The organism is Citrobacter sp. wls718 (genome assembly GCF_005280945.1).
Lineage (GTDB): Bacteria > Pseudomonadota > Gammaproteobacteria > Enterobacterales > Enterobacteriaceae > Citrobacter > Citrobacter gillenii.
Genome location: NZ_SZWV01000005.1, coordinates 61,046 through 83,209, shown reverse-complemented (window position 1 = coordinate 83,209; position 22,164 = coordinate 61,046). Strand labels below are relative to the sequence as shown.

At 53.9% G+C, this 22,164-nt stretch carries 20 protein-coding genes; 15 read left to right on the top strand and 5 right to left on the bottom strand.

Annotated elements, in window-relative coordinates; all coding sequences use genetic code 11:
• The first annotated feature begins 20 nt into the window (after window positions 1-20).
• From FDW95_RS01230 to adrA, 4 genes are all read left to right on the top strand, one after another.
• Window positions 21-263 carry a sigma-S stabilization anti-adapter protein IraP gene (locus FDW95_RS01230; RefSeq protein ID WP_096758113.1) on the top strand — a complete coding sequence of 81 codons (243 nt, stop codon included), beginning with the start codon at window positions 21-23 and terminating at the stop codon, window positions 261-263.
• A gap of 106 nt (window positions 264-369) precedes the next feature.
• Window positions 370-1,785, top strand: coding sequence for an alkaline phosphatase (gene phoA, locus FDW95_RS01225; RefSeq protein WP_115259257.1), 1,416 nt, complete (start codon window positions 370-372; stop codon window positions 1,783-1,785).
• 97 nt (window positions 1,786-1,882) lie between these two features.
• Window positions 1,883-2,203 carry a phosphate starvation-inducible protein PsiF gene (gene psiF / locus FDW95_RS01220; protein ID WP_096758111.1) on the top strand — a complete coding sequence of 107 codons (321 nt, stop codon included), beginning with the start codon at window positions 1,883-1,885 and terminating at the stop codon, window positions 2,201-2,203.
• Between the two features lie 99 nt (window positions 2,204-2,302).
• Window positions 2,303-3,418 (top strand): diguanylate cyclase AdrA, encoded by a 1,116-nt coding sequence (gene adrA, locus FDW95_RS01215; protein ID WP_115259256.1) that lies wholly within the window; start codon window positions 2,303-2,305, stop codon window positions 3,416-3,418.
• 15 nt (window positions 3,419-3,433) lie between these two features.
• Here adrA and proC read toward each other — a convergent pair whose 3' ends face one another.
• On the bottom strand, window positions 3,434-4,243 hold the full coding sequence (gene proC / locus FDW95_RS01210; protein ID WP_096758109.1) for a pyrroline-5-carboxylate reductase: 810 nt from the start codon (window positions 4,241-4,243) through the stop codon (window positions 3,434-3,436).
• 181 nt (window positions 4,244-4,424) lie between these two features.
• Here proC and FDW95_RS01205 point away from each other — a divergent pair, with 181 nt between their 5' ends.
• The 5 genes from FDW95_RS01205 (at window position 4,425) to ppnP (ending at window position 7,076) form a co-directional block, all read left to right on the top strand.
• Window positions 4,425-4,880 (top strand): YaiI/YqxD family protein, encoded by a 456-nt coding sequence (locus FDW95_RS01205; protein WP_096758108.1) that lies wholly within the window; start codon window positions 4,425-4,427, stop codon window positions 4,878-4,880.
• A gap of 185 nt (window positions 4,881-5,065) precedes the next feature.
• Entirely contained in the window at window positions 5,066-5,611 is a 546-nt protein-coding gene (gene aroL / locus FDW95_RS01200; RefSeq protein WP_115259255.1) for a shikimate kinase AroL, read from the top strand.
• A 26-nt stretch (window positions 5,612-5,637) separates the two neighbouring features.
• Complete coding sequence (yaiA, locus tag FDW95_RS01195) at window positions 5,638-5,829, top strand: protein YaiA (protein WP_096758106.1); 192 nt, start codon at window positions 5,638-5,640, stop codon at window positions 5,827-5,829.
• Between the two features lie 213 nt (window positions 5,830-6,042).
• Window positions 6,043-6,720: an AroM family protein gene (locus tag FDW95_RS01190; RefSeq protein ID WP_115259254.1), complete on the top strand. Its 678-nt coding sequence runs from the start codon at window positions 6,043-6,045 to the stop codon at window positions 6,718-6,720.
• Window positions 6,721-6,791: 71 nt separating this feature from the next.
• Window positions 6,792-7,076: a pyrimidine/purine nucleoside phosphorylase gene (gene ppnP, locus FDW95_RS01185; protein WP_115259253.1), complete on the top strand. Its 285-nt coding sequence runs from the start codon at window positions 6,792-6,794 to the stop codon at window positions 7,074-7,076.
• A gap of 53 nt (window positions 7,077-7,129) precedes the next feature.
• On the opposite strand, the gene rdgC is transcribed toward ppnP, so the two are convergent.
• Window positions 7,130-8,041 (bottom strand): recombination-associated protein RdgC, encoded by a 912-nt coding sequence (gene rdgC / locus FDW95_RS01180; protein WP_096759460.1) that lies wholly within the window; start codon window positions 8,039-8,041, stop codon window positions 7,130-7,132.
• A gap of 125 nt (window positions 8,042-8,166) precedes the next feature.
• Here rdgC and mak point away from each other — a divergent pair, with 125 nt between their 5' ends.
• The gene (gene mak / locus FDW95_RS01175) at window positions 8,167-9,075 is read left to right on the top strand and encodes a fructokinase (protein WP_115259252.1); all 909 of its coding nucleotides are present in this window, start codon (window positions 8,167-8,169) and stop codon (window positions 9,073-9,075) included.
• Window positions 9,076-9,080: 5 nt separating this feature from the next.
• Here mak and araJ read toward each other — a convergent pair whose 3' ends face one another.
• The 3 genes from araJ to sbcD all read right to left on the bottom strand — a co-directional run bounded on the left by araJ (window position 9,081) and on the right by sbcD (window position 14,789).
• Entirely contained in the window at window positions 9,081-10,265 is a 1,185-nt protein-coding gene (araJ, locus tag FDW95_RS01170) for an MFS transporter AraJ (protein WP_115259251.1), read from the bottom strand.
• Between the two features lie 193 nt (window positions 10,266-10,458).
• Window positions 10,459-13,590, bottom strand: coding sequence for an exonuclease subunit SbcC (sbcC, locus tag FDW95_RS01165; protein WP_137363386.1), 3,132 nt, complete (start codon window positions 13,588-13,590; stop codon window positions 10,459-10,461).
• On the bottom strand, window positions 13,587-14,789 hold the full coding sequence (gene sbcD / locus FDW95_RS01160) for an exonuclease subunit SbcD (protein ID WP_115259250.1): 1,203 nt from the start codon (window positions 14,787-14,789) through the stop codon (window positions 13,587-13,589). The genes sbcC and sbcD overlap by 4 nt, the downstream gene beginning before the upstream one ends.
• A 192-nt stretch (window positions 14,790-14,981) precedes the next feature.
• On the opposite strand from sbcD, the gene phoB reads away from it, so the two are divergent.
• From phoB to malZ, 5 genes are all read left to right on the top strand, one after another.
• Window positions 14,982-15,671 carry a phosphate response regulator transcription factor PhoB gene (phoB, locus tag FDW95_RS01155; protein ID WP_096758099.1) on the top strand — a complete coding sequence of 230 codons (690 nt, stop codon included), beginning with the start codon at window positions 14,982-14,984 and terminating at the stop codon, window positions 15,669-15,671.
• A 50-nt stretch (window positions 15,672-15,721) separates the two neighbouring features.
• Complete coding sequence (gene phoR / locus FDW95_RS01150) at window positions 15,722-17,017, top strand: phosphate regulon sensor histidine kinase PhoR (RefSeq protein ID WP_096759459.1); 1,296 nt, start codon at window positions 15,722-15,724, stop codon at window positions 17,015-17,017.
• Between the two features lie 412 nt (window positions 17,018-17,429).
• Window positions 17,430-18,749 (top strand): branched-chain amino acid transporter carrier protein BrnQ, encoded by a 1,320-nt coding sequence (gene brnQ, locus FDW95_RS01145; protein ID WP_115259249.1) that lies wholly within the window; start codon window positions 17,430-17,432, stop codon window positions 18,747-18,749.
• An 81-nt stretch (window positions 18,750-18,830) separates the two neighbouring features.
• Window positions 18,831-20,204, top strand: coding sequence for a proline-specific permease ProY (gene proY / locus FDW95_RS01140; protein ID WP_115259248.1), 1,374 nt, complete (start codon window positions 18,831-18,833; stop codon window positions 20,202-20,204).
• 138 nt (window positions 20,205-20,342) lie between these two features.
• Entirely contained in the window at window positions 20,343-22,160 is a 1,818-nt protein-coding gene (gene malZ, locus FDW95_RS01135; RefSeq protein WP_115259247.1) for a maltodextrin glucosidase, read from the top strand.
• Window positions 22,161-22,164: the final 4 nt, after the last annotated feature.

The following is a 22,164-nucleotide window of genomic DNA, read 5'->3' as shown; positions in this document are numbered from 1 at the left end:
TTTGTTAAGGGAATACACAAATGAAAAATCTCGTCACTGAGTTGTTACTTAAGCTCGCCCAAAAAGAAGAAGAGTCACAGGACCTCGCCGCGCAGGTAGAAACCTTAGAGCGCGTTATCATGGAAATGCTGCATACGATGGCGACGCATGAGCAGCAAACACTGATTCGTCATATTGAGGGCGCGCTGGCAGGCGTAAGCCGCATGCCAGCCTGTTTAACAACCTTGCATGACGTCGGCGAGAGGGTACCCAAAGCGTATTGAGGTTTGCGTAGCGCCTCACGACGTTGAATCATCATAAAAGTGTCACATCAAATACTTATAGTCGCTTTGTTTTAATTTTACCGTATTTATACATGGAGAAAATAAAGTGAAACAAAGCGCACTCGCTATTGCCCTGTTACCTTTGCTGTTTACCCCGGTTATTTATGCAGAATCATCTGCTGTGCCGGTTATGGATAATCGCGCCGCTCAGGGGGATATCACCACGCCGGGTGGCGCTCGCCGATTAGCCGGCGATCAAACGGCCGCTCTGCGTGATTCACTGATTAATAAACCGGCTAAAAATATTATTTTGCTGATCGGCGATGGTATGGGTGACTCAGAAATTACTGCAGCGCGAAATTATGCCGAAGGCGCGGGCGGCTTTTTTAAAGGGATTGATGCGCTACCCCTGACTGGACAATACACCCACTATTCGCTGGATAAGAAAACGGGTAAACCCGATTACGTGACAGATTCAGCGGCTTCGGCAACGGCGTGGACCACCGGGGTTAAATCCTATAATGGTGCGCTGGGCGTTGATATCCATGAAAAAGATCACGCCACGATTCTGGAAATGGCAAAAGCCGCAGGTCTGGCTACCGGCAACGTTTCTACTGCTGAATTACAGGATGCCACTCCGGCTGCGCTGGTTGCGCATGTGACGTCACGTAAATGCTACGGTCCGAGCGTGACCCGTGAAAAATGCCCGACTAATGCGCTGGAAAACGGCGGTAAAGGGTCAATCACTGAACAATTGTTGAATGCCCGTGCCGACGTCACGCTGGGGGGCGGGGCAAAAACGTTTGCTGAAACCGCTGCTGCGGGTGAATGGCAGGGCAAGACGCTGCGTGAGCAGGCGCAGATGCGCGGCTATCAGTTGGTGAGCGACGCCGCATCGCTTGCGGCAATCACTGACACCAGTCAGGATAAACCGCTGCTGGGGTTGTTCTCTGAAGGTAATATGCCGGTTCGTTGGGAAGGACCAAAAGCCTCGTATCATGGCAACATTGATAAGCCGGCTGTGACCTGTACGCCAAATGCCAAACGCAACGACACGGTGCCGACGTTGGCACAGATGACGGATAAAGCGATTGAGCTGTTAAGCAAAAATGAAAAAGGCTTCTTCCTGCAGGTGGAAGGCGCGTCAATCGATAAACAGGATCATGCTGCTAACCCGTGCGGGCAGATTGGCGAAACGGTCGATCTGGACGAAGCCGTACAGCGCGCGCTGGCCTTTGCGAAGAAAGACGGTAATACGCTGGTGGTGGTAACCGCCGATCACGCGCATGCCAGCCAGATAGTGGCGCCAGATACCAAAGCGCCGGGCCTGACTCAGGCGCTGAACACCAAAGATGGCGCGGTGATGGTCATCAGCTACGGCAACTCTGAAGAAGAATCTCAGGAGCATACGGGCAGCCAATTGCGTATTGCTGCCTATGGGCCGCATGCGGCGAATGTGGTTGGCCTGACCGACCAGACCGATTTGTTCTACACCATGAAATCGGCCTTAGGGCTGAAATAAGTACACGCCCGGCGGCATTACTTTTGCTGTCGGGTGGTTTTTTTATCGTTAGCAGCCAGACTTATCTGTGTCTCGTCGTTCAGAAAAGGAAGGTGCTATGAAAATATCATTAGTCATGACGTTGCTTTTTGGTCTGCTTTTTTTAGCGACTGTTGGCGCCGCCGAGAAAACGCTAACCCCGCAACAACAACGAATGACCACCTGTAACCAGCAGGCCACAGCGCAGACCTTAAAAGGGGATGCGCGTAAGAGCTATATGAGTGATTGCCTGAAAAACAGTAAATCGGCCCCCGAGGAAAAAAGCCTGACGCCACAGCAACAGAAGATGCGTGAATGTAATGTTCAGGCAACGGAACAGTCGCTGAAAGGTGATGATCGCAATAAATTTATGAGTGCCTGCCTGAAAAAAGCAGCGTAATTGCGTAGTACATAAGGGTGAGCAGCGAAATTCGCTCACCCGAAATATCATACTCCCGCGCACGTCCTCCTTTCTATAATTTGGGAAATTTGTTTCAGAATGTTCCTAAATACGATGAATGATGAAAGTTTCTATCAAAAAAAGGTCGTCCCAAATGAAGCGGTTTTATCGCTTCATCAAAATGACCATCAGCGCTCCGGACTGCGATTTGCCCGACGGATCAGGCTGCCGCGCGCGGTGGGACTGGGCGGGATGTTTTTCCCTATCGCGTCGGTCCTGGTGTCTCAGCCGATCACCGGAGGCTGGTGGCTTTTATTGGTAGGATGGGCTTTTGTCTGGCCGCATCTGGCATGGCAGTTGGCGGGCAAAGCAGATGACCCGATGCATAGCGAATTCACCAACTTAAAAGCCGATGCGATTCTGACCGGAATGTGGATAGGGCTGATGGGGGTAAACCTGCTACCGTCGACGGCCCTACTGATGATTATCTGTATCAACCTGATGGGCGCAGGGGGAATACGGTTATTCATTGCCGGTCTGGTGTTGACGATTGTCTCATGTCTGGTCACCCTGCAACTGACGGACATCCCCGTGGTGTTTAGCAGTACGCAACTGAGTGTGATGCTGTCGCTGCCGGTGTTGGTGTTGTATCCGCTGCTGTTTGCGTGGGTGAGCTATAAGACGGTCATCAAACTGGCTGAGCACAAACGTCGGTTGCAGGTGATGAGCACGCGAGATGGTATGACCGGTGTGTATAACCGACGTCATTGGGAGCTTTTGCTGCGCAATGAATTTGATAACTGCCGCCGTTATCAGCGCGACGCCACGTTACTGATTATCGATATCGACCACTTCAAAAGTATTAACGATACCTGGGGCCATGACGTTGGCGATGAGGCTATTGTCGCGCTAACGCGTCAGTTGCAGATGACGCTGCGCGGCAGCGATGTCATAGGGCGTTTTGGTGGCGATGAATTTGCTGTGATTATGTGCGGTACCCCGGCGAGCAGCGCCATCGCCGCCATGTCTCGCGTCCACGAACGACTCAGCCTATTGCGATTGTCCTGTGCTCCGCAGGTTGCTCTGCGTATCAGCGTCGGCGTCGCACCGCTGACTTCAGAAACGGAACACTATCGAGAATGGCTGAAATCGGCGGATATGGCGCTTTATAAAGCAAAGAATTCCGGACGTAACCGCACTGAAGCGGCGGCCTGACGTCCGGTTGCCCACTCAGGATTTGCTTAGTTTTTCCGACTGTTCCATGCACTTAACCATCGCTTCAATGACTGAAGAACGGAAACCACGGGCCTCCAGAACGCGCACGGCCTCAATGGTTGTTCCACCTGGTGAGCACACCATATCCTTCAGTTCTCCAGGATGTTTTCCTGTTTCGAGAACCATTTTTGCTGACCCCATCACCGCCTGTGCGGCGAATTTATACGCCTGCGCGCGGGGCATGCCGCCCTGGACGGCCGCATCAGCCATCGCTTCAATAAACATAAACACGTAGGCCGGCGCAGAACCGCTGACGCCGACGACCGGGTGAATCATCGATTCCGCAATCACTTCAGCTTCGCCAAAGCAGCGGAAAATATTTAATACGTCAGCCGTATCTTCCGGCGTCACCAGCGCGTTTGGCGTTACGGAGGTCATGCCCGCATTAACCAGCGACGGTGTGTTGGGCATCGCGCGGATAATTTTACGGTCATGACCCAGCGCGCGGGCAAGCTGATCGAGCGTGACGCCAGCGGCAATAGAGACGACCAGTGAATCTTTGTTCAGGCTGGAGGTGATTTCGCTCAGCACTTTAACCATGATGCCGGGCTTCACAGCACCAAAGACAATATCGGCAATTTGGGCGACTTCCTGTGCCGACTGCGCGGCGTTGATGCCGTACTGGTCGTGTAATGCGGCGACTTTATCAGGAGAGGGGGTATAGACCCAGATTTGTCCGGGGAGAACCTGACCGCTGGCGATCATGCCTCCAAGAATGGCTTTGCCCATATTGCCGCAGCCGATAAAACCAATTTTCTTGTCCATCTTGTCACTCCCTATGCGTGATATTCATTGTTTTATACCCGTCATACTTTTGAATTACTTAGGGTATACCTGGGAAAGTTAAGCTTAGCGCGGAATGGATATGTTCAGAAGGAGAAACAGCACTTTGCCGGAAAGTAAAAGCACGAGACAATGTGAGATTGCACAGGAACCAGGAGGTGTTATGACAATATGGGTGGATGCGGATGCTTGTCCGAATGTGATTAAAGATATTTTGTACCGGGCTTCAGAGCGTATGCAGATGCCGCTGATTTTGGTCGCCAACCAGAGTTTGCGCGTGCCGCCTTCGCGTTTTATCCGTACATTACGTGTTCCTGCCGGGTTTGATGTTGCCGATAACGAGATTGTGCGCCAGTGTAGCGCAGGCGATTTGGTGGTAACGGCGGATATACCGCTGGCTTCTGAAGTGATTGAAAAAGGGGCCGCGGCGCTGAATCCTCGTGGCGAACGCTATACCGAAGCCACCATCCGTGAACGTCTGATGATGCGTGATTTTATGGATACACTCCGTGCCAGTGGGATCCAGACCGGAGGCCCGGACACGCTTTCACCGCGCGACCGACAGCATTTTGCTGCTGAACTGGATAAGTGGTGGCTGGAAGTTCAGCGTAGAAAATAACGACTGTAATTTATTTTTTACACTTTCATCATTGTGAAATCTTGTTATAGTGAGAATTAATGGGCTTTTTAGTCTGTAGTGGAACTTATTCTTTACGTTTTTGTGATGTACTAGTTTGATGGTATGATTATAACTTTAACAGCATCAGATCCCGCTTGTGGGCGGCTCTCTGGGGAATTTCTTCGATGACGCAACCTCTTTTTCTTGTTGGCCCGCGGGGCTGTGGTAAGACGACAACCGGTATGGCGCTGGCGAAAGCTATCGACTTCCAGTTTGTTGATACCGATCGCTGGTTGCAATCACATGTGCAAATGACCGTTGCCGAAATCGTTGAAAGAGAGGGGTGGGAAGGATTTCGCGCTCAGGAGACGACCGCTTTGCAGGCCGTGACCGGCCCCTCAACGGTTATTGCGACCGGTGGCGGCATTATTCTTACCGAATATAACCGTCACTACATGCGAAATAACGGCATGGTCATTTATTTAAGCGCGCCGGTCTCGGTACTGGTGAGTCGCCTGGAAGCCGCGCCTGAAGAAGGATTGCGCCCAACCTTAACCGGTAAACCGCTGACCGAAGAGGTGCAGGAAGTGCTTGAGCAACGCGACGAGCTGTATCGTCAAGCGGCGCACTTTATTGTTGATGCAACGCACGAACCCTCTCAGGTTGTGGCTGATATCCTGGCGATGATGTCCCAGGCTGCGCCGCGGTTGCAGGGTGGGGTCTATACTTAACGCTTATCCATTCAAAAGGAAGCGCTATGCCGACAAACCCCCCTTATCCACGTAAAGCGACGATTGTTACTGTTGAAAAAGGTACGCCAGGCCAGACGGTCACCTGGTATCAACTCCGCGCTGACCACCCGAAGCCGAATTCGTTGATTAGCGAACATCCGTCCGCGCAGGAAGCAATGGATGCCAAAAAACGCTATGAGGATCCGCAGAAAACCTGAGGTCGGACGCTGTCTGTGTCACATTTTTCGCACGTCTCTGGAGAGTGCGAAAAATGAAAAGTAAACGATAACAATAAATTATTAGAATGATTTGGAATCTTTACACAATGTATTGCTTATCCGCTGCTACGCTTTTGAACATTTGTAGCGCAGGTCAGTGCCCGGTATTTATCCGGGAATTCACAGCAAAGTAAGAAGACGGTGGAGCAACACATGAGTACGTCGTTGGCTATCCTCACGATTGGCGTTGTGCCGATGTGTGAGGTATTACCGCTCCTGACGGAATATATCGATGAGCAACACATTACCCACCATAGTTTGCTAGGGCAGATGCGGCGGGAAGAGGTGATGGCCGAGTACGCCATCTCGCCGGGCGACGATGTGTTATTAACGCTGCTCAGTGACCAACAGTTGGCGCACGTTTCGCGCCAGAAAGTGGAACGCGCGCTGCAAGGTATCGTTGAGGTGCTGGATAATCAGGGCTTTGACGTCATTTTATTGATGAGCACTGCGGTCATTACTCGTCTGACGATCCGAAACGGCATCCTGCTGGAGCCCTTACGTATTATTCCCCCTCTGGTGGCGTCGATTGTCGACGGGCATCAGGTTGGTGTGATTGTACCCGTCACTGAATTACTCGCCGCCCAGACGCAGAAATGGCAGGTGCTACAAACGCCGCCAGTCTATGCCGTGGCCAATCCCATTGATGGCACTGAACAACAACTGATTGATGCTGGAAAGCAACTTCTTGAACAAGGTGCCGACGTGATTATGCTCGACTGCCTGGGGTTTAATCAGCGTCATCGTGATGTACTGCAAAAATCACTCGACGTTCCGGTACTGTTGTCGAATGTGCTGATAGCCCGTCTGGCTTCGGAACTTCTGGCGTAATTTTGCGTGACAGAGGGAACGTCAGGCCCCTATATTGGTTGTTAACTTAATAACGAGATAGGGCCAGTGGTATGCTTCAAAGTAATGAATACTTTTCCGGCAAAGTAAAATCGATTGGTTTTACCAGCAGCAGTACTGGCCGCGCGAGCGTGGGTGTGATGGTGGAAGGCGAGTACACCTTTGGCACGGCGGCACCTGAAGAGATGACGGTGGTGAGCGGGGCATTGAATGTATTGCTGCCGGGCGAAACTGAGTGGAAAGTGTATGCTGCCGGGGAGACGTTTAACGTGCCTGGGCACAGTGAATTTCATCTGCAGGTCGCAGAGCCGACGTCCTATCTTTGCCGTTACCTGTAAGCGTAATATGCCGGATAAGCCGCTTGTGGCGTTATCCGGCAAGACGGGTGCGTTTAGCGCTGCGCTTCGCCGCCTAATCCTTCCACCAGGCTTTTAATCAACGCTGCCAGTTCACCGGTCATCAGGATGAAATCGGCATCAAAACGCTGACCGTAATCTTCTCTGTCGATATCTTCGTTCTGGTCGCGCAGCTCATCGCAGAACTTCAGACGCTTAATCGAGCCATCGTCACACATCAAAAACTGAATGCGCTGCTGCCAGTCGAGAGCCAGCTTGGTGACGACTTTTCCGGCTTCAATGTGCACGGCGATCTCATCACTCACCAGGTCCTGTTTCTTCGCCCGGATCACACCACCGTCTTCCAGCATGGCTTTCAGTTCGGCTTCATCAAGCAACTGGAATCCTTGCGCAGTCGTCCCGGAACGGACCCATTCGGTGAGCGTGAGCTCTATCGGGTTTTCCAGGGTCAGCGGGACTACTGGCAGTGAGCCCAGGCTTTTACGCAGCAGTGCCAGCGTATCTTCCGCTTTCTTGGCGCTCGCACAGTCGACGATGATCAAATCATTAACGGTGTCTATCCACATCATTGTCTGGCTAAAGCGGCTAAAGGCACGCGGCAGCAAGGAGTGCAACACTTCATCTTTCAGCGAGTCTTTCTCGGTCTTCTTGAGTTTGCGACCCTGCTCAGCTTCCAACTTGAAGATTTTGGCTTCCAGCGCCTGCTTGATCACCGGCGACGGCAGAATTTTTTCTTCTTTGCGGGCGCAGATAATAATTTGGCCATTGTTGGAATGCGTCAATGCGTCGCTGTGCGATCCCATAGGCGGAACCCAGCCCATTTTTGCCATATCCTGGCTACCACAAGGGGTAAACGTCATTGAGGCAAGCTGTTTTTCCATCTCTTCGGCGCGCAAAGAAACATCGCGGCTAAGACGGTAAACCATTAAATTTTTGAACCACAGCATGATAATTTCCACGGCCTTGTCGTTAAATTCAGCGGGCATAATAACGAATTGTCGGCGGGCGTGCATTGCCTAACACCATGCTCGCCTCTACTCTGTTGATATTCCCAAAAAATGAGGACCAGCGTGTGCGTATAGGAATCGATTTAGGTGGTACCAAAGCAGAAGTTATCGCGCTGAGTGATGCGGGGGAGCAACTTTTCCGCCATCGCCTGCCCACGCCGCGTGATGACTACCGGCAAACCATAGAAACTATTGCCGCACTGGTGGATATGGCGGAAAAAGCCACCGGACAGACCGGAACCGTTGGTATGGGGATCCCCGGATCGATTTCCCCTTACACGGGGGTGGTGAAGAATGCCAACTCAACCTGGCTCAATGGGCAGCCTTTTGACAAAGACTTAAGCGTGCGTCTGAACCGGGAGGTCCGTCTGGCTAACGATGCTAACTGCCTGGCGGTCTCTGAAGCGGTAGACGGCGCTGCGGCGGGCGCGCAAACGGTGTTCGCGGTGATTATCGGTACCGGCTGCGGCTCCGGGGTGGCGTTTAATGGTCGGGCGCATATCGGCGGCAACGGTACTGCGGGTGAGTGGGGGCATAATCCGCTGCCGTGGATGGACGAAGATGAATTGCGCTATCGGCAGGAAGTACCGTGTTACTGCGGGAAGCAAGGTTGTATTGAAACCTTCATCTCCGGGACCGGGTTCGCCACGGATTATCATCGCCTGAGCGGTAATAAACTGAAAGGTAGCGATATTATTCGGCTGGTGAGCGAAGGTGATGTGCTGGCGGAACAGGCGTTACGCCGCTATGAATTGCGCCTGGCAAAATCGTTGGCTCATGTGGTGAACATCCTTGACCCGGACGTCATCGTGCTGGGGGGCGGGATGAGTAATGTCGACAGGTTGTATCAGACCGTTCCGTCATTGATTAAACAGTTCGTCTTTGGCAGTGAGTGTGAAACGCCTTTACGCAAGGCGTTGCACGGTGATTCCAGCGGGGTTCGCGGTGCGGCCAGGCTGTGGCCGCAGGGGTAATTTTGCTATGCCGGATGGCGCTTATCCGGCATACAATTTACGCCTGTAGGGCGGTTCAGACGCCCATACAGCAGCAGCGATGACATGGCGGAAAACGACAGCAGGGCCGCTGGGAGGGTTACGTAGTTGTAGGCAAAACCCAGCGTCAGCATCATGCCGCCGCAGTATGCGCCAACCGCGCTACCGAGGTTAAAGGCCATTTGCCCACCGGCGGCACCCAGCAGTTCGCCGCCTTTCGCATTTTGCAGCAGCAAAATTTGTAGCGGGGCCGACAGCGCAAACAGACCCGCGCAGCAAATAAAGGCGAAGGTCAGCGACGCGGCTTTCATATCGCCGACGAAAAACAGCATCACCAGGGCCAGCACAATCACGAAGTCGGTCACCACCGCAATGCGCAGCGGCGTATAGCGGCCCGAAATCCGCCCACTCAGCAGATTGCCCAGCACCATGCCTAATCCAGCCAGCATCATGATGAAGGTCATCAGCGCTTCAGAAAAACCGGAGATATACATCATGTATGGCTTCACATAGCTAAACCAGGCGAACACGCCGGCGTTGCCAAACATCGTAGCGGAGAAAATAAGCCACGGTGCCGGGTTTTTCAGAAAGTGAAATTGCTCTCGCAGTTTGCCTTTTGCTTCGTCACTGATGTTGGGCACCCAGAAGGCAATCGACGCAATGACTGCAATGTTAAACACGGCGATCAGCAAAAAGGTGTAGCGCCAGCTAAATGCCTGACTCAGCCAGGTACCGACGGGAATGCCAATCAGGTTGGCGACGGTCATCCCACTGACCATGCCAGCGACGGCGGCGGTGACTTTCCCCGGGCGTGCGAGTTTAGTCAGAATAATGGCCCCGACGCCAAAGAATGCGCCGTGCGGAAAACCGGAAACCAGCCTGCCGACCGCCAGCATAAAATAGGATGAGGAGAGGGTGAAGATGGCGTTACCTATTACACACAACGTGACCAGAAACAGCAGAATATGTTTCAGCGAAAAGCGGTTGGAAAAGATCGCAATAATCGGCGCACCCAGCACCACGCCGAAGGCGTAAAACGAAATCATGTGGCCCGCTGCAGGAATGGAAATTCCTACATCTCGCGCCAGCTCGGTTAACACACCCATGATGCCAAACTCGGCCATGCCCAGCCCAAACGTCCCGAGGGCTAAAGAGAAAATCACTTTTTTCATACGACCTGCCAGCAATATCAGCGCAGATGTGCGCCACAGCGGCGAACGTTCGCCGCCAATAAGAGCATAGCTTGCGGATAAGTGAAATGAAATGCCATTTCATATCCGTCTCTGAGTATGCAATATTATGCTACATATTGTGCCGGATGGCGCTAACGCTTATCCGGCCTGTGAAGCCGCACCCGTCTGTCGACTACTCCACCGCAAACATCTTGTCGAGTTTGCTATAACCCAGCCCGTTGATTTTCTTCACCTTGATTTGCACCGGAATGCGTTCTTTCATGGCCTCGACGTGGCTTATAACGCCAATGGTTTTGCCGGTGGCATTTAGCGCATCCAGCGCGTCCAACGCGGTATCCAGCGTTTCGCTGTCCAGCGTGCCAAAACCTTCATCAAGGAACAGGGAGTCAATGCGCGTTTTGTGGCTGACCAGATCGGACAGTGCCAGGGCCAGGGCCAGACTTACCAGGAAGCTTTCACCGCCGGACAGCGTGCGGGTATCGCGAACGGCGTCGGCTTGCCAGGTATCAACCACTTCCAGCTCCAGCGCTTCGCTGGCTTTTCGCTGTAGCAGATAGCGACCGTGCAGGCGGGTCAGTTGATTGTTAGCCAACCACACCAGGTTATCCAGCGTCAGGCCTTGGGCAAACTTGCGGAATTTATCCCCTTCTTTCGAGCCAATTAGCGCATTCAGATAGCCCCAGTCTTCGACCTGGCTGGCCGCCTCTTTAATCTGCTGCATTAATGCCTGCTGACGCTGGCGGTTATCGCTGTCCTGCTTAAGCTGCTGGCGTAACTCCCCCTGTTGGGTGGTGTTCTCTCGAAGTTGTTGCGCCAGTTGTTGCAGCCGGGCTTGCAGGGTTTGTGCGTCGGCGTCCAGCCCCTCCGGGCGCAGCGCCTGATGCGTCTGCAGTTGTTGGCTGGCTTGCCCGGACAGCGCCGTTGCCTGCTGCGATTGATTTTCCAGCGTCTGTTTTAACTGCTCAAGGCGGCGGACGGTATCGTCATCCAGCAGCGCGGAGAGGAACGCCTCTTGATCGGCAAAGCAACTGGCCGCCAGGGCGGCGGTAAATTGCGCCTGCGACTGTTGCAAGCGTTCGCTTTCCAGCGTTTCCTGCTGTTGCTGTGCAGCAAGCTGGCTTTGCAGCGACACGCAGTCGTCGTGAATTTCGCGCCAGTTTTCAGGGATAACCGTTTCGGCTTCTGCGGTGTCCGTTGCCGGAAGCGTGTCGAGCAGCGGCTTCAGGGCGTGAATGCGTTCCTGAATCACGCCATGCTGCGTCTGTTTCTCCTGCCACTGCGCGAATTCGGTTTCGCGGGCGCTTAACCAGGCTGCCTCTGTGCCGTCTTCCGGTGCAGTCAGTGACAGCGCGGACAAGGCGCTTTCCAGCCCCTGATGCGTCGTCGCCAGCTGTTGTTGATACTGGCGTTCCTGTTGTTGCTGATCGTGTAACTGGTTTTCCAGCGTCAGGCGCTGGCTGAGCAGATAAAGCTGGCGCTCGTAGTGCTCCTGTTCGCCCATCCAGCCGGTAATATCCTCCTGAATATTCAGCGTAATATTCAGAGCGGTGCAAACGTCCTGCCACTCTTTAGTGAGTGCTTGCTCTTCCTGAGAGAGCGTCTGTATCTCTTCTGTCTCACGCTGGATTTGCTGTGTCAGGGCATTGACCTGCCCCAGAACCAGCAGACCTTCCTCTTTCAGTGCTGCGACTTCTTTGGCTAACTGGTCGCGACGTTGCTGGTTTGCACTCAGTTCCAGCGCCTGATACTCCGAGACCGCAGGATGTGCAGTAGAGCCGCATAACGGGCAGGGCTGTCCGGCCTGCAAAAGCGCGCGCTCTGCCTCCAGACTTTTGATTTTTTCTTCCTGTTTGCAGAGCGTTTCAACGTCCAGGTAGTGCTGATTTTTTTCTTTATATTGCTGTCGGCGTAGCGCGAGCGTTTCATTGAGCGCGGCCTGCTGCGCCTGCGCTTTTTGCACGCTTTCACCGTTCTGACGCAGACGTTTTTGCAACGGCTGATAGCGAGCATGAAGTGAGGTCAGACGCTGACGGAAAGCCCGTGATTGCGCTTGCTGTTCCATCGCGACCGCAACCTCATCCGCGGTGAGCGTCAGGGCATTTTCCGGCAACGCCGCCAGTTTCTGGCGTAACTCAGCGATACGGGCAGCGAGCGCCGTAAGCTGATGCTTATCGCGACTACGCTGAGAAAAAAGTGCGCGCCAGCCCGCAATCTCCTGGCCCCATAAGCGGAATCGATCATGCTCCGCCAACCACTGCGCCAGTGCGGTAAGTTCGGTCTGAAGTTGCTCGTGGCTGCGCAGTGCACCGTTGCGGATGCGCGCGCGCAGCGAGGTTTTAGCGTGTAAGCGAGTATTTACTTCAATGATCCGCTGCTTTGTTTGCGCCAGGCGTGCAGTCTGCTCCTGCTGGCGATCCCACAGTGGACGAAGCTGGTTGGCAGGCTGAGCGAGCTGGAGTCTTGCCAGCTCAGGCGCGGCGTCCGCAAGCGCCTGTTGGGCCTGCTGCGCTAAGCTAGCCACGCGCTGCTGTTCACTAACCAGTTCGTCGCTGCGCGTAACCCATTGAAAATCTTTCTGCTGATGTTGCTGCTGCGCCAGCAAAATTTTTTCTTCGTCAGTAAGTACCTGCAAACTTTGCTGCAACTGCTGTTGCTGCTCTTCGCTTAACAGTACGACACCCGCCGCCTGCGCTTCGCATATTTCGAGCGTATTGCGCGCCGCTTTGTATTTTTCAAACACCATTGCCGAAATTTGTCCGTAGATTTCGGTGCCGGTCAGCTCTTCCAGCAGCTCAGCGCGCTCCTTGGGTTTGGCGTTAAGGAAGGCGGCAAATTGCCCCTGCGACAGCAGCATCGAACGCGTAAACCGTCCGTAATCCAGCCCGGTGAGCGTGGCGGTCATGTCCAGTTTATCTTTGATTTTATCGGCGAGGATTTTTCCGTCGGCGCAGCGGGCAAGTTCCACGCGCGGGACCTGCAGATTGCCGTCAGGCTGATTGCGCGCCCGATTCTGGCTCCAGAACGCGCGGTAGGCTTCGCCTTTAACTTCGAACTCGACCTCTGCCAGACACTCGGCGGTGTCGCGGGTCATCAGGTCGTTTTGCGACTGTGATACGGTATTCAGGCGCGGTGTCTCGTGGTACAGCGCGAGACAAATCGCATCGAGCAAGGTGGTTTTTCCGGCCCCTGTAGGCCCGGTGATGGCAAACAGACCGTTGCTGGCAAAAGGCTCTGCCGTGAAGTCGACTTTCCATTCCCCTTTCAGGGAGTTGAGGTTTTTCAGGCGCAGGCTAAGAATTTTCATGCGTCAGCCTCCCCGGCAAGCGTCTGTAACGTGTCATTAAACAGCTGATTAAGACGTTCCCGCCTCGGCGCTTCCAGTTCCTCCAGCGCCAGACGGCGGTCAAAGACTTCCGTCACGCTCAGTTCGCTCAGCGTTTCACGCCGCTCATTGGCCATAATACGCTCGCGCTGCTCCCGACTGCGGCGCACCAGCAGAACCTCTACCGGCAGGTCTTCCGTCAACGCCTGAATTTTGCGCTGCATGTCGTGCAGGTAATCGTCGGTGGTGATTTCAATATCTAACCAGACGGGCGTTTGCAGCTCTACATCGCGCCATTGCTCAAGCTGGGCGGTAATGGCGGCTAAATCGCCTTTCAATACTGCCAGCGGCTGCGTGACCGGTACGGTGAGATTGTCGACGGTATGTAGCTTGCCGTCTTCGAAGCTCACCAGATGCACGCCTTTGCTTTTGCCACATTCGTCAAAACTGAGGGCAATCGGCGAGCCACAGTAGCGAATATGTTCTGTTCCGCCGATGACCTGCGCCCGGTGAATATGTCCCAACGCGATGTAATCTGCTGGCGGGAAATTCTGCGCCGGAAAGGCATCCAGTGTGCCAATATAAATGTCACGTACCGCGTCACTTTTGCTGGCACCGACGGTCGTCAGGTGCCCGGTTGCAATGATCGGCAGGTTGCGTTCACCGCGCAGTTCACAGGCGTCCAGGTACTGCTGCTGGTAATAGTCGGTAATTGCCCCCAGCAAATGCTGTTGTTTTTCGCTGCCGGTGAGTCCCGCCTGGCTGGTGATGATGTCGCGTGGGCGTAAAAAGGGAATCGGGCACAGCACGGCGCCTGGCGTGCCGTCGCGGCGTTTCAGTATTTGCGGTCCATGGCCTGCGCTGGCGACCACCGTGGTGTTCAGAAACGCCAAAATATCGCGTGATTCATTAAGCGTGGCGACCGAGTCATGGTTGCCTGCCAGCACCACCAGGTGGCAGCCTGTTTGCTGCAAATTGACGACAAAGCGGTTGTAAATCTCGCGGGCATAGCTCGGCGGTGAGCCGGTATCAAAAATATCGCCTGCCACAATAATGGCATCCACCTGATGGGATTGTGCGGTCTCCAGCAGCCAGTCAAGAAAGGCCTGATGCTCGGCGGCGCGGCTCTTGCTGTAGAAGTTTTGGCCCAGATGCCAGTCTGAGGTATGAAGGATGCGCATACGAGTTCCATGACGAAAAAGCAATGAGGGGGATTATACCCTTGCAATGGCGTGAATATCTTGTTTCCGGGCTGTCATAATTCAACAACATTGGTTAAGCCTGGACTATCTTTTTCATAAATCTGTCATAAATCTGACGCATAATGGCGGCGTATAGAGGGTATGAACGATTAAATTAAAACAGGGCAAATCATGGCGAGACGTATTCTGGTCGTAGAAGATGAAGCTCCAATTCGTGAAATGGTCTGCTTCGTGCTCGAGCAAAACGGGTTCCAACCTGTAGAAGCCGAAGACTATGACAGTGCGGTGAATCAACTCAATGAACCCTGGCCGGATCTTATCCTGCTTGACTGGATGCTTCCCGGTGGCTCGGGGTTACAGTTCATTAAACACCTCAAACGTGAAGCGATGACGCGGGACATCCCGGTGATGATGCTGACGGCAAGAGGTGATGAAGAAGATCGCGTACGTGGGCTGGAAACCGGTGCGGATGACTATATCACCAAGCCGTTTTCGCCGAAGGAGCTGGTGGCGCGCATTAAAGCCGTACTGCGTCGTATTTCACCAATGGCGGTTGAAGAAGTTATTGAGATGCAGGGGCTGAGCCTTGATCCCACCTCGCATCGTGTAATGACCGGCGAAGAACCGCTGGATATGGGGCCAACTGAGTTCAAACTGCTGCATTTCTTTATGACTCATCCTGAGCGCGTCTACAGCCGCGAACAACTACTTAATCATGTCTGGGGCACCAACGTGTACGTAGAAGACCGGACGGTTGACGTGCATATCCGCCGCTTGCGTAAGGCGCTGGAGCACAGCGGCCACGATCGCATGGTGCAGACGGTACGCGGAACGGGATACCGTTTTTCCACCCGCTTCTGACCGGCACGGAAAATAGCCCATTAGATCAAGTTGTATAGGGAGTGCGACGTTTGCTGGAACGATTGTCATGGAAAAGGCTGGTACTGGAGCTGATACTTTGCTGCATTCCGGCTTTTATCCTTAGTGCTTTTTTCGGTTATCTGCCGTGGTTTTTACTGGCATCGGTAACGGGTCTGCTTATCTGGCATTTCTGGAATTTACTGCGTTTGTCCTGGTGGCTGTGGGTCGACAGGAGTATGACGCCTCCGCCGGGGCGGGGCAGTTGGGAACCGCTGCTTTACGGCCTGCATCAAATGCAACTGCGTAACAAAAAACGCCGCCGCGAACTGGGTAATCTGATTAAGCGTTTTCGCAGCGGGGCTGAATCGCTGCCTGATGCGGTGGTACTGACCACCGAAGAGGGTGGGATTTTCTGGTGTAACGGCCTGGCACAGCAGGTTCTGGGACTGCGTTGGCCGGACGATAGTGGGCAAAATATTCTTAACCTGCTTCGCTACCCGGAATTTACCTCATACCTGAAAACGCGCGACTTTAGTCGGCCAATTAATTTGGTACTTAATACCGGGCGGCATCTGGAAATTAGGGTGATGCCGTATACCGACAAGCAGCTGCTGATGGTGGCGCGCGATGTCACGCAGATGCACCAACTGGAAGGCGCGCGGCGTAATTTCTTTGCCAACGCCAGCCACGAGTTGCGTACGCCGCTGACGGTGCTGCAAGGTTATCTGGAGATGATGCAGGAGCATCCCCTGGAAGGGGCAACGCGAGAGAAAGCGCTGGATACCATGCGTGAGCAAACGCAGCGTATGGAAGGGCTGGTGAAACAGTTGCTGACGCTATCGAAAATAGAAGCCGCACCGACACTGCCGCAGAATGAAAAAGTGGATGTGCCGATGATACTGCGCGTGGCTGAGCACGAAGCACAAACGCTGAGCCAGAATAAACACACGTTTACCTTCGACGTGGATAATCGCCTGAGCGTGATGGGTAACGAGGAGCAACTGCGTAGCGCAATCTCGAATCTTATCTATAACGCGGTGAACCATACGCCGGCGGGAACGCACATCACCGTGCGCTGGCAGCGGGCGACGGCGGGAGCCGAGTTCAGCGTCGAAGATAATGGGCCAGGGATTGCGCCTGAGCACATTCCTCGTTTGACCGAGCGTTTCTACCGCGTGGATAAAGCGCGATCGCGGCAAACGGGCGGTAGCGGGCTGGGGCTGGCTATTGTGAAGCATGCTTTAAATCATCACGACAGCCGATTGAATATCGAGAGTACGCCGGGCAAAGGGACGCGGTTTAGCTTTGTGCTAGCGGAACGTTTACTTGCCAAAAGTAACGATTGAGGCGTATCCGTAAGATTATCTTTCCAAAAGCCAGCGAAAGCTGGCTTTTTTACGCGGGTCAATACAGTCATCCTGAATTTTACGACGTCTGATTGTTTTTTGTTCGCATTATTACCCATACCTTTTTCCCGGAAATGGTGTTTTGTTCTAACTGGATTTTTCATATCGCTATATTGTTCTGGTTTTTAGATCCCACCTTGCTTTAAAACGTTATAAGCGTTTAAATTGCGCACCATGTGCTGTCATACCGACTGCATTTACGCGGTAAATCGAAAAACTATTCTTCGCCGCGCCCGGCTGGGAGAATTTCCCGCTGGAATTGATTAAAAATGCCGCTGTATCGTCCCAAAAGGGAAGGGCAAAAATTTAACCTTTACAACACCACATTCACATCCACAGGCTGTAAGACTTTATGACCCATCAGTTAAAATCGCGCGATATCATCGCACTGGGATTTATGACATTTGCACTGTTTGTAGGTGCAGGTAACATTATTTTCCCCCCAATGGTTGGTTTGCAGGCCGGCGAACACGTCTGGACTGCGGCTTTTGGCTTTCTGATTACCGCTGTTGGCCTGCCGGTGCTCACCGTTGTGGCGCTGGCGAAAGTCGGCGGTGGTGTAGACAGCCTCAGCACTCCGATCGGCAAAGTGGCCGGTTTAGTACTGGCTACCGTCTGTTATCTGGCCGTTGGGCCGTTATTTGCAACGCCGCGTACCGCAACGGTCTCCTTTGAAGTGGGGATTGCCCCGCTGACAGGTGACTCCGCGCTGCCGCTGTTTATCTACAGCGTGGTCTATTTCGCGATTGTCATCCTGGTGTCGCTCTATCCGGGCAAACTGCTGGATACCGTGGGGAATTTCCTCGCGCCGCTGAAAATTCTGGCGCTGGTTGTGCTGTCTGTTGCTGCGATTATCTGGCCTGCCGGTCCGATCAGCAATGCCATGGAAGCCTATCAAACTGCGGCGTTTTCCAACGGCTTCGTGAACGGCTATCTGACGATGGATACGCTGGGGGCGATGGTCTTTGGTATTGTTATCGTGAACGCCGCGCGTTCGCGTGGCGTTACTGAAGCACGTCTACTGACACGTTATACCGTCTGGGCAGGTTTGATGGCTGGTGTCGGCTTAACGCTGCTGTACCTCGCCTTGTTCCGTCTGGGTTCAGACAGCGCGATTCTGGTCGATCAGTCTGCTAACGGCGCGGCAATTCTGCATGCGTATGTTCAGCACACCTTCGGCGGTGCAGGTAGCCTGCTGCTGGCCGCGTTGATTTTCATCGCTTGCCTGGTGACGGCGGTTGGCCTGACCTGTGCGTGTGCTGAGTTCTTTGCGCAGTACATTCCACTGTCTTACCGTACGTTGGTGTTTATCCTTGGCGGCTTCTCGATGGTGGTGTCAAATCTCGGCCTGAGCCACCTGATTCAGATCTCGATTCCGGTCCTGACGGCTATCTATCCGCCCTGTATCGCACTGGTTGTATTAAGCTTTACCCGCTCATGGTGGCATAATTCTTCCCGCGTCATTGCACCTGCGATGTTTATCAGCCTGATTTTTGGTATCCTTGATGGCATTAAAGCTTCTGCAATTGGCGACGTGTTACCAGCCTGGACCCAGCGTTTACCGCTGGCAGAGCAAGGTCTGGCGTGGTTGATGCCAACAGTCGTGATGGTGGTCCTGGCCGTAATTTGGGACCGCGCAGCAGGTCGACAAGTGACCTCCAGCGCACACTAATATCACTGACAATAAGTTTTAACCACGGGGCTATTAATATGGCCCCGTGGTTTTTTTATTGTGTTAACAGGTTAGGAATCGATGGAAAGTAATAACAAGCTAAAGCGTGGGCTGAGCACCCGGCACATCCGCTTTATGGCATTAGGTTCGGCAATTGGTACCGGGCTGTTCTATGGCTCAGCCGATGCCATCAAAATGGCAGGGCCGAGCGTGTTGTTGGCCTATATTATCGGCGGCGCGGCGGCGTACATTATCATGCGCGCGCTGGGCGAAATGTCCGTTCATAACCCAGCAGCCAGCTCGTTTTCGCGCTATGCGCAGGAAAACCTCGGACCGTTGGCAGGCTACATTACCGGCTGGACCTACTGTTTTGAAATCCTGATTGTCGCTATTGCCGACGTGACCGCCTTCGGTATTTATATGGGCGTCTGGTTCCCGGCGGTGCCGCACTGGATTTGGGTTCTGAGCGTAGTGCTGATTATCTGCGCCATCAACCTGATGAGTGTGAAGGTGTTTGGCGAACTAGAGTTCTGGTTCTCATTCTTTAAGGTCGCCACCATCATCATTATGATTGTCGCCGGTTTTGGCATCATCATTTGGGGGATCGGCAACGGTGGGCAACCAACCGGCATCCATAACCTGTGGAGCAACGGTGGGTTCTTCAGTAACGGCTGGTTGGGCATGATTATGTCGCTGCAAATGGTGATGTTTGCCTATGGTGGCATTGAAATCATCGGCATTACTGCCGGTGAAGCGAAGAACCCGCAGGAGTCGATCCCGCGTGCAATTAACTCCGTGCCGATGCGAATCCTCGTGTTTTACGTGGGCACGCTGTTCGTCATTATGTCTATTTACCCATGGAATCAGGTGGGCACCGACGGGAGTCCTTTTGTTCTGACGTTCCAGCATATGGGCATTACCTTTGCGGCAGGTATCCTTAACTTTGTGGTGCTGACCGCCTCGCTGTCGGCGATCAACTCTGATGTCTTTGGCGTGGGCCGTATGCTGCACGGTATGGCGGAGCAGGGAAGTGCACCGAAAATGTTCGCCAAAACCTCGCGTCGCGGCGTGCCGTGGGTGACGGTGATGGTGATGACCATTGCCCTGCTGTTTGCGGTGTATCTCAACTACATCATGCCGGAGAACATCTTCCTGGTGATCGCCTCGTTGGCGACGTTTGCCACGGTGTGGGTATGGATCATGATCCTGCTGTCGCAGATTGCCTTCCGCCGTCGTCTGCCGCCGGAAGAGGTCAAAGCACTGACGTTTAAAGTACCGGGAGGTGTGGTCACGACGGTGATTGGCCTGATTTTCCTGGTCTTTATTATCGGGCTTATTGGCTACCATCCGGATACCCGTATTTCACTGTACGTTGGTTTTGCGTGGATTGCCCTGCTGCTGGTGGGGTGGGTGTTCAAACGCCGCCGTGAGCGTCAACCGGCTGAAGCACAGTAATTTTTTTGCCGGGTAAGGCTTGCGCCTCCCGGCATTTTCTCCTCCCCCGAACTCCTCCCCCAATAAACGTTAAGATGATGAGTGATCCTTAACTTTCCTATGGCAAGGTGACTTCATTTTCATCAAAGGGGATACGTGATGTTGAACGCCTGGCACCTTCCGGTTGCCCCATTTGTTAAGCAAAACAACGATAAACTGACGATTACGCTCTGGCTGGCAGGGGACAATCAACACCAGCGGGTCACGTTACGCGCAGAAAATGATAACGAAGAGATCTCGCTCGGCATGCATAAGCAGCGCAGCCAGCCGCAGCCTGGCGTGACCGCGTGGCGCGCGGCAATCGATCTCTCCTGCGGCCAGCCTCGTCGACGCTATAGCTTTAAGCTGCTGTGGCTCGATCGCCAGCTGTGGTTTACCCCGCAAGGGTTCAGCCGATTTCCGCCCGCGCGGCTGGAACAGTTTGCTGTGGATGTGCCAGACAATGGTCCGCAATGGGTGGCCGACCAGGTTTTCTATCAGATTTTCCCGGACCGCTTTGCCCGCAGTCAGTCGCGCGATACAGAACAGGATAACGTCTATTACCACCACGCGGCCGGGCACGATATTGTGCAGCGCGACTGGGATGAACCGCTGAACGCACAGGCCGGAGGCTCGACGTTCTATGGTGGTGATTTGGACGGGATCAGCGAGAAGCTGCCGTACCTGAAAAGCTTAGGGGTAACAGCACTGTATCTGAACCCGGTGTTTACCGCACCGAGCGTGCATAAATACGATACCGAAGATTATCGCCATGTTGACCCCCGCTTTGGTGGTGACAGGGCGCTATTACGCCTGCGGCATAACACGCAGCAACAGGGAATGCGCCTGGTGTTGGACGGCGTATTCAATCACAGTGGCGATTCGCACGCCTGGTTCGACAGGCATCATCAGGGAACAGACGGGGCGTGCCATAACCCGGACTCGCCCTGGCGCGACTGGTACCATTTCTCTGACGACGGCGTCGCATTGGACTGGCTGGGTTACGCCAGCCTGCCGAAGCTGGATTTTGCCTCGGAAAGCCTGGTGAACGAAATTTATCGCGGCGAGGACAGCATTGTCCGTCACTGGTTAAAAGCGCCGTGGAGCATGGACGGCTGGCGGCTTGATGTTGTGCACATGCTGGGAGAAGCCGGTGGAGCGCGCAATAACCTGCAGCATGTGGCCGGGATCACCCAGGCGGCGAAAGAAACGCAGCCAGAAGCCTATGTGGTCGGTGAACACTTTGGCGATGCGCGCCAGTGGCTGCAGGCCGATGCCGAAGATGCCGCCATGAACTACCGTGGTTTTACCTTCCCGCTCTGGGGATTTCTCGCCAACACCGACATCTCTTACGATCCGCAGTCTATTGATGCTCAAACGTGCATGGCGTGGATGGATAACTACCGTGCGGGATTATCGCATCAGCAGCAGTTGCGTATGTTCAACCAGCTCGACAGCCACGATACCGCTCGTTTTAAATCTTTACTGGGCAAAGATGTTGCGCGCCTGCCTCTGGCGGTGGTGTGGCTGTTTACGTGGCCTGGCGTGCCGTGTATTTACTACGGTGATGAAGTGGGGCTGGATGGAAATAACGATCCGTTCTGTCGTAAACCGTTCCCGTGGCAGAAGGATCAACAGGACGGCGAACTGTTGGCGCTGTACCAGCGGTTGGCGAAATTACGTCATCGTAGCAAGGCGCTACGCCACGGCGGCTGTCAGGTAATTTACGCCGAAGATAACGTGGTGGTATTTGTCCGGGTACTTAACCAGCAGCGCGTACTGGTGGCGATTAACCGGGGACACGCCTGTGAAGTGGTGCTGCCGTCGTCGCCGTTGCTCAATGTCGCGCAGTGGCGGCACGAAGAGGGCAAAGGCCAGACTATGGGCGATGTACTGACGTTGCCTGCAATCTCAGCGTCGGTGTGGTCGGGTCATTGAGATA

Bases quoted from the DNA above. Each gene is read 5' to 3' on its own strand.
- FDW95_RS01230 (WP_096758113.1), top strand. From the start codon at position 21: ATGAAAAATCTCGTCACTGAGTTGTTACTTAAGCTCGCCCAAAAAGAA.
- psiF (WP_096758111.1), top strand. From the start codon at position 1,883: ATGAAAATATCATTAGTCATGACGTTGCTTTTTGGTCTGCTTTTTTTA.
- adrA (WP_115259256.1), top strand. From the start codon at position 2,303: ATGTTCCTAAATACGATGAATGATGAAAGTTTCTATCAAAAAAAGGTC.
- proC (WP_096758109.1), bottom strand. From the start codon at position 4,243: ATGGACAAGAAAATTGGTTTTATCGGCTGCGGCAATATGGGCAAAGCC.
- FDW95_RS01205 (WP_096758108.1), top strand. From the start codon at position 4,425: ATGACAATATGGGTGGATGCGGATGCTTGTCCGAATGTGATTAAAGAT.
- aroL (WP_115259255.1), top strand. From the start codon at position 5,066: ATGACGCAACCTCTTTTTCTTGTTGGCCCGCGGGGCTGTGGTAAGACG.
- yaiA (WP_096758106.1), top strand. From the start codon at position 5,638: ATGCCGACAAACCCCCCTTATCCACGTAAAGCGACGATTGTTACTGTT.
- FDW95_RS01190 (WP_115259254.1), top strand. From the start codon at position 6,043: ATGAGTACGTCGTTGGCTATCCTCACGATTGGCGTTGTGCCGATGTGT.
- ppnP (WP_115259253.1), top strand. From the start codon at position 6,792: ATGCTTCAAAGTAATGAATACTTTTCCGGCAAAGTAAAATCGATTGGT.
- rdgC (WP_096759460.1), bottom strand. From the start codon at position 8,041: ATGCTGTGGTTCAAAAATTTAATGGTTTACCGTCTTAGCCGCGATGTT.
- araJ (WP_115259251.1), bottom strand. From the start codon at position 10,265: ATGAAAAAAGTGATTTTCTCTTTAGCCCTCGGGACGTTTGGGCTGGGC.
- sbcC (WP_137363386.1), bottom strand. From the start codon at position 13,590: ATGAAAATTCTTAGCCTGCGCCTGAAAAACCTCAACTCCCTGAAAGGG.
- sbcD (WP_115259250.1), bottom strand. From the start codon at position 14,789: ATGCGCATCCTTCATACCTCAGACTGGCATCTGGGCCAAAACTTCTAC.
- phoB (WP_096758099.1), top strand. From the start codon at position 14,982: ATGGCGAGACGTATTCTGGTCGTAGAAGATGAAGCTCCAATTCGTGAA.
- brnQ (WP_115259249.1), top strand. From the start codon at position 17,430: ATGACCCATCAGTTAAAATCGCGCGATATCATCGCACTGGGATTTATG.
- proY (WP_115259248.1), top strand. From the start codon at position 18,831: ATGGAAAGTAATAACAAGCTAAAGCGTGGGCTGAGCACCCGGCACATC.
- malZ (WP_115259247.1), top strand. From the start codon at position 20,343: ATGTTGAACGCCTGGCACCTTCCGGTTGCCCCATTTGTTAAGCAAAAC.